The organism is Bacillus sp. SD075 (assembly GCF_017355165.1).
Lineage (GTDB): Bacteria > Bacillota > Bacilli > Bacillales > DSM-1321 > Peribacillus.
This window is the reverse complement of record NZ_JADILK010000042.1, coordinates 1-11,635: the sequence shown is the minus strand read 5'-3', so window position 1 is coordinate 11,635 and position 11,635 is coordinate 1. Positions and strand designations below refer to the sequence as shown.

General features: G+C 40.3%; 12 protein-coding genes and 1 other RNA gene. 1 reads left to right on the top strand and 12 read right to left on the bottom strand.

From position 1 onward, the window contains the following. Positions 1–122: 122 nt before the first annotated feature. The 9 genes from IOC57_RS20475 to IOC57_RS20435 form a co-directional block, all read right to left on the bottom strand. A complete protein-coding gene (locus IOC57_RS20475) occupies positions 123–323 on the bottom strand; it encodes a cold-shock protein (protein ID WP_034307871.1) in 201 nt (66 codons plus the stop codon). Positions 324–515: 192 nt separating this feature from the next. Continuing rightward, entirely contained in the window at positions 516–1,664 is a 1,149-nt protein-coding gene (locus IOC57_RS20470; protein ID WP_207440424.1) for a THUMP domain-containing class I SAM-dependent RNA methyltransferase, read from the bottom strand. A 639-nt stretch (positions 1,665–2,303) separates the two neighbouring features. Then, positions 2,304–2,693: RNase P RNA component class B (gene rnpB, locus IOC57_RS20465), an RNA gene on the bottom strand. An 80-nt stretch (positions 2,694–2,773) separates the two neighbouring features. After that, positions 2,774–3,085, bottom strand: a complete 312-nt coding sequence (gpsB, locus tag IOC57_RS20460) for a cell division regulator GpsB (protein ID WP_061463822.1) — start codon at positions 3,083–3,085, stop codon at positions 2,774–2,776. Between the two features lie 187 nt (positions 3,086–3,272). Continuing rightward, a complete protein-coding gene (locus IOC57_RS20455) occupies positions 3,273–3,824 on the bottom strand; it encodes an SLOG family protein (protein WP_207440423.1) in 552 nt (183 codons plus the stop codon). A gap of 66 nt (positions 3,825–3,890) precedes the next feature. Further along, complete coding sequence (locus tag IOC57_RS20450; RefSeq protein WP_286185080.1) at positions 3,891–4,352, bottom strand: CotD family spore coat protein; 462 nt, start codon at positions 4,350–4,352, stop codon at positions 3,891–3,893. Positions 4,353–4,800: 448 nt separating this feature from the next. Then, the gene (locus tag IOC57_RS20445) at positions 4,801–6,054 is read right to left on the bottom strand and encodes a ribonuclease H-like domain-containing protein (RefSeq protein WP_207440422.1); all 1,254 of its coding nucleotides are present in this window, start codon (positions 6,052–6,054) and stop codon (positions 4,801–4,803) included. A gap of 23 nt (positions 6,055–6,077) precedes the next feature. Then, positions 6,078–8,366 carry a DEAD/DEAH box helicase gene (locus tag IOC57_RS20440; RefSeq protein ID WP_207440421.1) on the bottom strand — a complete coding sequence of 763 codons (2,289 nt, stop codon included), beginning with the start codon at positions 8,364–8,366 and terminating at the stop codon, positions 6,078–6,080. A 122-nt stretch (positions 8,367–8,488) separates the two neighbouring features. Beyond that, a complete protein-coding gene (locus IOC57_RS20435) occupies positions 8,489–9,253 on the bottom strand; it encodes an alpha/beta fold hydrolase (RefSeq protein ID WP_207440420.1) in 765 nt (254 codons plus the stop codon). A gap of 141 nt (positions 9,254–9,394) precedes the next feature. Between IOC57_RS20435 and IOC57_RS20430 the strand changes: the two genes are divergently transcribed. After that, positions 9,395–9,847, top strand: a complete 453-nt coding sequence (locus tag IOC57_RS20430; protein ID WP_207440419.1) for an Hsp20/alpha crystallin family protein — start codon at positions 9,395–9,397, stop codon at positions 9,845–9,847. Positions 9,848–9,914: 67 nt separating this feature from the next. Here IOC57_RS20430 and IOC57_RS20425 read toward each other — a convergent pair whose 3' ends face one another. The 3 genes from IOC57_RS20425 to IOC57_RS20415 form a co-directional block, all read right to left on the bottom strand. Continuing rightward, the gene (locus tag IOC57_RS20425; protein ID WP_286185079.1) at positions 9,915–10,499 is read right to left on the bottom strand and encodes a YppG family protein; all 585 of its coding nucleotides are present in this window, start codon (positions 10,497–10,499) and stop codon (positions 9,915–9,917) included. A gap of 76 nt (positions 10,500–10,575) precedes the next feature. Continuing rightward, positions 10,576–10,944, bottom strand: coding sequence for a YppE family protein (locus tag IOC57_RS20420; protein WP_207440418.1), 369 nt, complete (start codon positions 10,942–10,944; stop codon positions 10,576–10,578). Positions 10,945–11,013: 69 nt separating this feature from the next. After that, complete coding sequence (locus IOC57_RS20415; protein WP_207440417.1) at positions 11,014–11,289, bottom strand: hypothetical protein; 276 nt, start codon at positions 11,287–11,289, stop codon at positions 11,014–11,016. Positions 11,290–11,635 lie beyond the last annotated feature (346 nt).

Genomic DNA, 11,635 nt, shown 5'->3' with positions numbered 1-11,635 from the left:
TACCAATCATCAGAAATGAAACGGATTATGTATGTTTTTCTATGTAAGCTGCCTGGCTGCCGATTCGTAAAATAAAAGACAGGCCCCAAAGAGAGCCTGTCTGTAAATAATATAGGGTTGAATTAAGCTTTGTTTACGTTTGATGCTTGTGGTCCACGTTGACCTTGTTCTACATCAAATGTAACGTCTTGGCCTTCTTCAAGTGTTTTGAAACCTTCGCCTTGGATAGCTGAGAAATGTACGAATACATCGTCTCCACCTTCACGTTCGATGAATCCAAAACCTTTTTCTGCGTTAAACCATTTTACTTTACCTTGTTCCATTTTTGTTGCCTCCTAGTGTGTTCTCCACACATTATATTACTATCCTTGCTCATTGAATATTAAGGTATTCCTTAAATCTGAACAAAAATAATTCATTATTAGAATAACAGAAAAGGAAATGATAAGCAAGACTGGAACCTATTATGAATAAATCGTCCTGACTATCAAAATCCTCCGTTATATTCTACCTACTTATTCACCTTGAGGCTGTCTTGGCGGCCTTTTCCCCCAATATTGATAAAGGTCCGCACGGATGAAACCATTGAACAATTTCCTTTTTTTCGTTGCAGGCTTACCGTAATGCTGTTCGAAGTCAGGATTGGAAGTAATCATGTATACTGACCATGTATCAAGCTTCTTGAAGGCTTGGCCCATTTCTCTATACATCTGCTCAACCGCTTTTTTCTCACCAAGACGTTCTCCATAAGGCGGGTTCCCGACAATGACACCATACTCTTTCCTGGTCGAGATATCCCTCACCTGCATTTGTTTGAATTCAATCAGATCCCCAAGACCCGCTTCGAAACTATTCGCTTTAGCTATATCGACCATTCGATGGTCAATATCACAACCGGCTATATCCAAGTACTGATCATAATCGGCTAAATCTTCGGCTTCAATCCGCGCTTCATCCCAAACCTTGCTGTCCATCCAAGACCAGGTTTCAGAAACGAATTCCCTGTTAAACCCAGGTGCTATGTTCTGCCCAATTAATGCCGCCTCGATGGGAATCGTGCCGGATCCACAAAATGGATCTATGAAAGGTTTATCAGGTTTCCAATTGGTCAGCATGATTAACGCAGCCGCCAATGTTTCTTTAAGGGGTGCCTCCCCCTGCCCTGTCCGATATCCCCGTTTATGCAAACCCGCACCTGAAGTGTCTAAGGTAAGTGTCACCACATCTTTTAAAATAGACACTTCAATTTTAAACAAAGGGCCAGTCTCTGCAAACCAAGATACTTGCTTATATTTGCTTTTCAATCTATCAACAATCGCCTTTTTGACAATAGCCTGACAGTCAGGGACACTGTAAAGCTTTGACTTAACCGATTTTCCACTCACAGGGAACTCGACATCGGCTGATAAGTAATCTTCCCAATTCAATGCCTTTGTTTTTTCGAACAACTCATCAAATGAATATGCTTTAAATTCTGCAACTTTAATTTTCACTCTATCGGCACTGCGCAGCCATAAATTAGAGCGGGCAATGGCGGATTGGTCCCCTTTATACATGATCTTGCCATTCTCGACTTGACAATCGTAACCAAGATCCCGCACTTCCTTGGCAACAATTGATTCCAATCCCATTGCGGATGTTGCGATTATATCGAATTGTTTCATTAATCCTGCACCTTCTTTCCATTAATCTAAATCAATGGCACCTTTCCCGAATTTCTTCATTTATGCATTTAAGAATCAGGCATTGATCTTTTACAGATGGACCTTTTTTAAAAGATCCACCGCCTTTTTATCTTTTAGTTAGAATTCTTCATTGTTTGCCTAGCTTTTATAATGATCATCTAGTGAGAACATTTATTATGTACCGTGAAACAAAGCTTTACTCAATTATCCATGTACCTTAAGGTACACGCTGCAATTATATGAAATCATCCAAACCAATTATGTATGCTTCCCATCCATTATCCTGAAATTTGAAGTTCTTTCATGATACCTTCATTTTAGGGCTTAAAGAAGAGTTAAGGAACTTGTATAAATAGGATACCCAGAATCAAGGAAATGCTTAACATTTCAACACTTTTTATAAAAACGCTGCCGACAGACTTCATTAAAGCCATTTTCTTTCCGCTTGACACTTTTCGAATGGAATGAAAAACTTGCCAAGTTCTAAGTTTAACACAGCGGTGTTTCAGAAAACGAAAAATAAATGGAATGTACAATCTTTTTATAATCGGGCAATCTCCATAAACAAAAACTCCCCTTTTAAAAGGAGAGTTGTGCTTTTGGTGTAATATGATAACGTTCTGTAAGCCATGTTTTGTTCCTCAGTACTGCAAGCGACTCGCGTCTCGTACTTCGGCGGTAATCATCTATCTACAGAAGTATGTGCTTCTGTCCTTCCCCTCGTTCAATTCCAAGGAAGAAAGCGCCCCTACCATTAATTTGGGTTTCTCGCTCGTGGGGTTTACCTCGTTCCACCCTTTACATTTCTGTAAAGGCTCCGTCACTGTGGCACTTTTATAGGTATTCATGCCATATCCAAAAGGACTTAGGCATTTTCCCAGCCGTCAGCAATCCAGGATTGCTGCCCAAGCTTATTTTTTCGCCAGGCACGAACACTACGGACATCGCAGTCCGTGCGAGCATGGACTTTCCTCTACTGCATAAATGCAGCAGCAATTACCCAAACGTTAACATAACATTATTGATTATACCCCATTATTCATGAAAACACAATACCAAAATCTTTTTCACTTTTTCAATGCAGAATCTCAGTCAAAAAGCTTGTTACCAAAAACGTGCTTTTCCAAGTTGGATAACCGTTTAAGGATGTCAAAGTTTGTGGTTCCCGGAGTGGCACTTGGAGCAGGTTGATTTGGACGTTTTGTACTCTCTTCGGCTTGTTTTTTCAATTTAAGATTTTCTTGTTTAAGATCTTCAATTTCCTGATGGAACACTTCATAATCTTTAATGATCAGATCAAGGAATTGATCCACATCTTCAGGTTTATAACCGCGCATGGCTGTTTTAAAATCTTTTTCAAGAATATCTTTAGCCGTTAATTTTATCTTATCGGATAGCATAAGACTTCACCTCAATACTTTCGCCAATACAATCGACTTTTTATTTTTTTTTCAAATCTGCTTGGGTTTGTCAACGAAACACCTTTTCAGTGATCGATATGTATTCCCATTAAATCTGTATCTAAATTTTATCTTAATATGATTATGCTTTAGAAACAACTTTTAATCCATAATTATTTTCACCACATCATTCTTCGTACCAGCTGGCTTCTTCCGCTGCCAGTTGCAGATCATCAAAGTTTATCTGAAAGATGGGATATGGCTGTGTTTCCGCTTTTTTCATCGCCTCGAAATAAGGATATCGGGCTGATCCCTCTTTTTCGGCTTCAAAAATGATGAGCATGGCATCGCTTTTATGGACCATATACCTATTTTTGATTTTCAGCTGTTGTGGCCCTTCATATGGTTTGTTGTAAATGGACTCAACAAAGTCGGCCCGGGCCAATATGGATCGGTAATAATCTTGATTCGTCTCGTTCCATGACTCTTCCTGTTTCAGGAAAGGAGTAAGCACACCTAATTTAAGCTGATGATATTCTTCCTGTAATTCAAACACCACTTCTGCCCCCCAAAGTTCCGTACCCAACTGACCTGAGATGATCACCCATTCCAGCCCATCTTCCGCCAATGGAAGGAGACGCTGCTTCATAGCTTTCTTTATATATTTTACGGCTTCATGGTCATTTTTGAATATCCCGAATTCAAAAGCCTTATAGCCCGTCATATACAAAACCTTCATCGCTTGGCTAGTCTCCTTTTAACATGATTATGTAAGAAAACAAGGGCTTAATTAAGCCCTTATTTTTTAATATCCGAAATGTCTAGGCGGACAGCCTGGGCTGTGCGGCGGCCTTCCACAAATCAAGTGTTGATTATAGCACTCGTTTACCACCGATTGAGTATGCGGGAAATAATGCTTATACGTGTTCACATGTTTATTGACATTTGTAGTATGTGATGGATGAACGACAGGAATCACTGTGTTCGATACATTTGTATTGACAAATTGCTGTGTTGGAGAGACTTGGGCTGGGGCAACTTGACTTGGAGATGTTTGAGTAGGTCCATATTGTGCTGGAGACACAGCTGTTGGACTATAGGCCCCCATTACGTTAGAGTTTTTACCGGTTGACGCTCCCATTACGTTGTTTGGGTGTTTACCAGTTGATGCGCCCAGTACTCCAGGTGCGTTCCCATATGCGCCCATTACATTGTCGTATGCTCCCATTACATTGGGTTTATTTCCTCCACAATTACGAAAATACATTTATAATTCGTCCCCTTTCATCATGATAAGTTTAGTCTTACCATTACAGACTATGAAAAAAAGGGGATACGTGTACTGATGAAATGACCTATTTATACAGAATAAGTATAAAACGATGTATTGCTGTCGATAAGTACACTATTATACTAGCCCTTCAAATGCACTGTACATATTTTTCTACAAAAAGGAATAGAGACTGTCTTTTAATGAAGTAAATAAAACAATCGTTAAACAAAGGACAACAAAAAATAGAAATAAAGTCGTTTTATACATTTCTTCGCTCCGCTTTCACCTTGAATTTATTATGTAAAGGTATGAAATGAACGCTTCGGAATTTCACCCTCAACTCTTCTCATTTTACACATAATAGTTGAAGGCTACAATATTTGTATACATATTTTTTATTTTCAGCCTTTAGCAACTGATAGACCCTTTCCATTCCCAAATTTCATACAGAAATACCCTTAGATTGCTCTTTCTTTTCGAGCCGATGGATCCTCTTTTCCAACTCCCACTGTTTTTTCCCCGGATTTGTCCCTTCCTTCACCATTTCTCGAAGTGCAATTATTGAACATTCTAGAGCAAGACCGTTGTCCTTAAATTGGTGTTCATATAATTTTGCACATTCAATCTGTGCCTGTATCCTAATTTGCACATTCCCTTTTATGGCGACTTCCTTCCAAATTCCCAACGCTTCATTGAATTGTTTTTGCCTCTTTTTCTGGAAGGCTAAGGCATGGCCAGCTATTATCCGGTCTTCCTCATTCCCCGCTTCCACTATTTTTTGATATGTCTCAACTGACTCTTCTTTTTTTCCCAGATAGGCGAGCCATCGAGCAATTTCCATAGACTCTTCCGTATATCCATCGATTTGGAGTATTTTTCGGGACAAATGAATATACAATGTGATCAGTGATAAGATATCCAATTCATTATGCTTCATGATCCCAAACAGAATTTCCGGATTCTTCCTCTCAACAAAATCAAAATAAATCATCGGTGCCAAATATCCTGGAATGTCATCTTCCCTATGTACACCTAGAATATCTGTTTCGACTACTGATAATTTCACTCGTTCCAATTTGTTTCTCCAAAGGCGTCTTGAAGCATGATATAAATCGAAATGTCCGAATTCCGGTAATTTTGGCACATGTTCTTTTATCAAGGTATGTCTGGTTTTCAGCTGAGGCCAATCAAAGGATTTACCATTATATGTGACAAGCGTTTCGTAATTGATGTTTTCCAGAAAGCTTTGGTAAAGCGGGATTTCACTTCCAGGCTGCGGAAGGATATGTTGCTTCACGACTACTTCTTCACCTTCTAAATAAGCATAGCCAAGTAAAAAAATGGTATTGCCGGCCCCTCCTCCAAGCCCTGTCGTTTCCGTATCGAAGAAAAACAGATCTTCACTTTTAACGCCCATAGCTGATAGTGGATGCTCCAAGGAAGTTTGATTCCACTCTTTTACGACCTTTTTCAGCTCGGAAAATGCATATAACCCGTGTTTGTGATTAATAGGATAGCGGACCTCCCTAATGAAGCAATAATCACCATCGAAATGAAAGGAAACGGTATCGTTCTCCAGCCAATTTTCAATGTAAGGAATTTGTTCATTCACTGTCTGGTCTTCTTCTACAGGAGAAGGATGTTTCCCTAGGTCCATATGTGTTTTCATACGGTTCAATTTATTTTTTAAAGACATAAAATTACACCTCTTTTCACTTATCACTGCAATCTATTAATGTTTTGCTTACAAAATTGCCCCAATAATTGTTTGGCATCACTCTTGGCTGTTTTCGTTGCGGATTCAGTCCCGATACAGGATGGACAGCCGCTTTCACACGGGCAATTTTCGATCATTGATATGGTTTCCAGCAGAATGACTTCAGAATTTTCATATACTTTATCACTTAACCCTATTCCTCCCGGATAACTATCATAGATAAAAATGGTCGGTTTTTCATTATGCGCTGCCTTAACCTGCGGATAAACGTGAATATCATGCGGATCACACATAACATATAGCGGAATCATGTAATTAAGAGCATGAGAGGCACCTATCATTCCTTGTTCTATTCGATTTTCGTCCCACTTAAATATATCGGAATCCATGGAAAGCATGGCCGAACTCGTATGCAGTTCCATCTCCGGGAGACTGATTGGTCCTGAACCAATATTTTCATGAGTTTCGAATTTGATTTTTTTGAAAATCGTAGGCATCGCCCGGATTGCGACATCACCAAAAGCAGCTGCTGTGGAAGCGAAAGTTCGCTCTTTATCGACTTCCAATACAGACAACTGAACAGCAAGGTTAGCATCCGTATAATAGTCCACATTGACTTCACGTACATAAGCTTTCTTTTCATCCCAATCAAGTTCTTCCACCTGAAATTGGATTCCCTGGTGCAAATAAATGGCTTCATCGTGAAGAAGGGTCATTGCACTGAACGTATCCATTTCCCCTATGACCCGATTAATCGGTGCATTCGTTTGGTCGATGATCACGACATTTTCCTGTGCCGCTGAACGCAGGCTGATATTGCTTGCGGGAAAAGCATCATTCATCCAATGCCATTTGTCCCCATTCAGGTGTAATACCCTTTCTTCCGTAAGGAATTCCAGAACTTCCATGATCTCTGTTTCCCCAAAGGTATCGCCTTTTTTAAATGGCAGCTCATATGCTGCACATTTTACATGATCAACCAAGATCAAAAGATTATCTGGATTGATTCTTGCAGTTTCTGGATTTCTGGTAAAGAAATAATCGGGATGCTGTACGATATATTGATCAAGGGCACTTGAACTGCCGACCATGATGATCAATGCTTCACCATGCCTTCTTCCTGCTCTTCCCGCCTGTTGCCAGGCACTCGATATGGACCCAGGGTAACCAGTCATTATGCAAACCTGGAGCTGGCCGATATCGACACCCAACTCAAGTGCATTAGTGGAAACCACTCCATAAATGGAACCATCCCTCAGGCCTTGTTCAATTTCTCTACGCTGTGTTGGCAGATATCCACCGCGATAACCCCTGATCGATTTTGGCCCCAATTGCTTCGACACAAGTCCCTGTAAATATGTCAATAGAATTTCCACACGAACCCTGCTTCGCGCAAAAACGATGGTTTGGATTTTATTTTTCAAAAATTCATTTGCCAGCTTCCTGACTTCCAATACCGCACTCCTTCGTATGTTCAGCGGTTTATTGACTATTGGGGGATTGTAAAAGACAAAATGCTTTTTTCCACTTGGGGCTCCGTTATTATCGATTAGGACCATTTGTTTTTCCGTAAGCTCTTCTGCCAACTCTTTTGGGTTATTGATCGTAGCGGAAGTACAGATGAATACAGGGTCGCTTCCATAAAACTTGCAGATCCTTTTTAACCTTCTTATGACGTTGGCTGTATGACTACCGAAAACGCCGCGGTAAATATGAAGTTCATCGATGATTACATACTTCAAGTTTTCAAACAAAGAGACCCATTTCGTATGATGGGGCAGGATTCCTGAATGGAGCATATCAGGATTGGTGATTACAATATGCCCGGCTTGGCGGATTTTTTGCCTGATGTTTGAAGGTGTGTCCCCGTCGTATGTATAACTATTTATCTCTGCATCCATTTCATGAATCATTTCATTCAATTCGCTTTTTTGATCATAACTCAGTGCTTTTGTCGGAAAAATATAAAGCGCCCTAGTTTTTTCATCTTCCAGTATTTTTTGAAGTACCGGCAAATTATAGCAAAATGTTTTTCCGGAAGCTGTTGGTGTGACAGCTACAAGGCTATTGCCACTGACAGCAGTATCAAATGCAGTTGCCTGATGGGTATACAGCCCATTTATCCCCCGTATTTCAAGTGCATGCTTGATCTTATCATTCATAACATCGGGAAAAGGAACATGTTTTGCCTCTTTCGCTTCAATTACTTGCCAATGTACTATATTTTCTTTAAACTCTTCATGTGTTTTTAAATCCCTGATAACTTCTTGTAAATTTTTTCGCAGCTTCATATAACCACCTCATACTCCTATTCTACCGAATGAACGTTCTATGCAAAAGGGAAACTATTTCCTATTCAAAAAAAAAGGGCTGGAAACGTCAACATCTCGTTTCCAGCCCAGTCTTTTATCATTTAATTCTTCTCGACAAAGCGAATGATTTCTTCGATAAGTCTGCTTGGAGCTTCCAACATTCCCATATGGCCGCTGCCCTTAAGTATAACTTCATTGATATGGCTCCCTTTTGCAGAAAAGGTTTTTTCAACAGGAATCAACTTATCCTGTTCACCTGCAACCAATAGGACAGGCAGCCTCGTATCTTCGAGTACATGATTTCTGTCTATTCTATTCCTCATGGCATGTAAAGACCCTATCGCACCAATTTCACTTGTTTTATATCCGATTTCCTTTGTATGGCCGATATTGGGATCATCGGAGTTAGCGAAAAGCTTTGGTATAAGTCCGTCAATGAAAGCAGGGATTCCCTCACTGTCGATTTTCTCGACAGATTTTAAGCGGCCCGCCTTTCCAGTCTCATCGTCCGGGAAAGCGGTAGAATGTACCAATGAAAAACCAGATAATTTCCCAGGAAACCTTTCTGCGAATGCCAAGGTGATATATCCCCCAAGCGAATGACCAAACATATATACCTGTCCGATTTCAAGTTCTTCCAAAACTGCCGCAATATCAGCAGCCATATCTTCAATAGAGAATGATCCCCCTATTTCCTCACTTGCACCATGCCCACGTAAATCAACGGCAATGACCCGATATTCATCCTTTAATTCAGCAATGATATCCCGCCAATATTCATGGCTTCCGCAAAATCCATGGATAAACAACAATGTTTCATTTCCTTTCCCGGTATCTATGTAGGAAAGCTTGCTATTATCTGACATATTAATCCCTCATTTCCTTTACTAATCATTCTGTAACGTTATTCCCTATAGACCTATATCTGAAACCCAACGGTGTATTCACATTTCTTCATTCCTCACATAGCCTATAGGCAAAGGAATTTTTTAGAAAGGAGTACCATGATGACCTCTTCTGAAAAAAATAATAATCGGAATCGAATAGAACCCTTTACCCATTTCATTAACAAAATGGATCGGTTGTTTTCCGAAAGGCCGCCTAAAGGCATGCTGCAATCACTTGACGATTTCTTCGGTTCTGCGAAAGAGCGCAGCTTTCCGGTCGATGTTCACGAAACACATTCAGAATATACCCTTACCGCCACATTGCCTGGAATTGCACGCAGCCAAATATCAATTGATGTATTGGACCATTCCGTAACCATATCTGCAAAGCATGTAGATAGAAAGCATAAAAACCAAGCCTTGTTCCAAAAGGAAGTTTCAGCAGGTACTTTTTCAAGAACCATTTCCTTTCCAAAACCGATTGATGAAGCAAAAGTGACCGCTCGACATCGTGATGGCATCCTCACGCTTCACCTACCCAAAATCAGAGGTAATCGGATTGAAATCCATTAGGCATGAATAAAAGCAGACTTAAAAAAGTGGCTGGTCACTTGTAAGTCTGCTTTTATTTTATTCGCCACTAAACTTTGAAGAAGCCCCCAACTCCTTTGACCATAGAAGATACTTGAGAAACAGTATTCATCATTTGTCCGGCTGTATTCATCATCTTCGTTATATCCATGGAACCATCTTGTGTTTTGAATTGGTTCATGACCGATTTAAAACCCGATGGCTGGGGTTTTTGCATGAACTGCTGCTTAGGATATGGATTATGGGCCTGCTGCTGACTTTGCGGAGGTCTTTTAGCTGGCTGTAACGGATTGGCGAACGGACTAAAAGCTTGCGGCTGCTGATTGGAATGGATTGGGTGCATTTGTGACATTGGCTGCATGACACTGCTGCCCGGATAAGCCCCCACAGGCATCGGCTGCTGCTGGATTTGTTGGAATGGGTGATAGGCCGCCTGCTGATAAGGATCATGATATGGCGTCATATAGCCCCCTGTATCCTGGAGATGAAATGGATGCATAAATGGTTGTTCAAGGTGATGATTATTTGGCGGAGGATACGGCATTGGCTGTTGGTATCCTCCCCAACTTTCCGGCATTGATTGAGGAAACTGTCCTTGATTTGGGGAGATTTGGTTATAACCGGATCTCATCATGTCAATGAGCCCTCCTCTTTATTCATTACATGGTTCTGATAATATATGAAAAAAGAGGTAATAAGTGTAGGTGTTTTTATGATAAAATCCGAGCGATTTCCGTTTTTACATTATTAAGGATGAATTCGACCGATTGGACATGGCTTTTAAATCGCTTATAACTTGTTTTAGGATAAAATGCCTGGACGGCCACATCAGAAAGGTTATGGGCGGTTTGTTCGATTTGCTCGGGGAAAAGATGCTTAAATTCGGTTTCTTTCATCCACTCCTTCATTCCGGTTTCCCATTCGATGCATACGGTCCTGACCTGGTCTGCAAACGGCTTGACTTCCGAAAAGAAATCCTTTTCCTTTCCTTCCTTGCGTACACCCTCATAGATATCATCCGCTTGGTACGTATATTTTATTAATTGTTCTGTTAATCTCTGCAGTTTTTCTTTTCGCACAATATATTCCTCCGTACATTTGTTTCCCTTAGTATAATCCAGTTCTTTATAAAATGATATTCCTCTGGCTTATACGTGCAATTCAGTGAAAACCTTGTGTTTTATTATTGTTTTTTCCGGGACAATGGAAAAGGAATGGTTCACACCTTCAGTATTCACCCAATAATCTTCGGCTTTCTCAATGGCTTCCTGGGCTTCATTAACTAATGTATATTGCTCTGCCCATAGTTTGCACCGAACTGTATTTACAGTTTCCCCATATGAAATTTCCAAACGATCCAGGCTGGTACTGATCTCAGCTATCATCCTTAATATCTCTTCTGTTGCGACACTTTTATTGACCATGCTGATCCCTCCCATTCTTTACCTGTACTATTCTTTTTTTTATTTGAAAGCCCTTCATGACTGACAAAACTAGAAGGGAATCGGCAAAGAAAGTGCAATTCACTTAATTTATTATGCTCTTCGACAACAATGGAAGAATGAAGAATGAAGTTTTAAACAAGAATACAGACAGGAGGTGATTTTATGCAGTCGAATGAAAGCAGACAGCAAAAAAACGAAAAACGACAAAAGCCGCCCACTGCAAAGGCAGGAACGGGTAACCCGAAACTTAGTGGAGAAAACCGCCCTTCTACGTAAGACATAAATACTGAACGATAAACAGGGAAGGCTTAATCGAAGCCTTCCC

What these genes read in the sequence shown, in the direction of transcription:
- IOC57_RS20425 (WP_286185079.1), bottom strand. Translation starts at nt 10,499, where the DNA reads ATGATGAGATCCGGTTATAACCAAATCTCCCCAAATCAAGGACAGTTT.
- IOC57_RS20435 (WP_207440420.1), bottom strand. Translation starts at nt 9,253, where the DNA reads ATGTCAGATAATAGCAAGCTTTCCTACATAGATACCGGGAAAGGAAAT.
- IOC57_RS20455 (WP_207440423.1), bottom strand. Translation starts at nt 3,824, where the DNA reads ATGAAGGTTTTGTATATGACGGGCTATAAGGCTTTTGAATTCGGGATA.
- IOC57_RS20450 (WP_286185080.1), bottom strand. Translation starts at nt 4,352, where the DNA reads ATGTATTTTCGTAATTGTGGAGGAAATAAACCCAATGTAATGGGAGCA.
- IOC57_RS20470 (WP_207440424.1), bottom strand. Translation starts at nt 1,664, where the DNA reads ATGAAACAATTCGATATAATCGCAACATCCGCAATGGGATTGGAATCA.
- IOC57_RS20415 (WP_207440417.1), bottom strand. Translation starts at nt 11,289, where the DNA reads ATGGTCAATAAAAGTGTCGCAACAGAAGAGATATTAAGGATGATAGCT.
- IOC57_RS20440 (WP_207440421.1), bottom strand. Translation starts at nt 8,366, where the DNA reads ATGAAGCTGCGAAAAAATTTACAAGAAGTTATCAGGGATTTAAAAACA.
- IOC57_RS20430 (WP_207440419.1), top strand. Translation starts at nt 9,395, where the DNA reads ATGACCTCTTCTGAAAAAAATAATAATCGGAATCGAATAGAACCCTTT.
- IOC57_RS20445 (WP_207440422.1), bottom strand. Translation starts at nt 6,054, where the DNA reads ATGTCTTTAAAAAATAAATTGAACCGTATGAAAACACATATGGACCTA.
- IOC57_RS20475 (WP_034307871.1), bottom strand. Translation starts at nt 323, where the DNA reads ATGGAACAAGGTAAAGTAAAATGGTTTAACGCAGAAAAAGGTTTTGGA.
- gpsB (WP_061463822.1), bottom strand. Translation starts at nt 3,085, where the DNA reads ATGCTATCCGATAAGATAAAATTAACGGCTAAAGATATTCTTGAAAAA.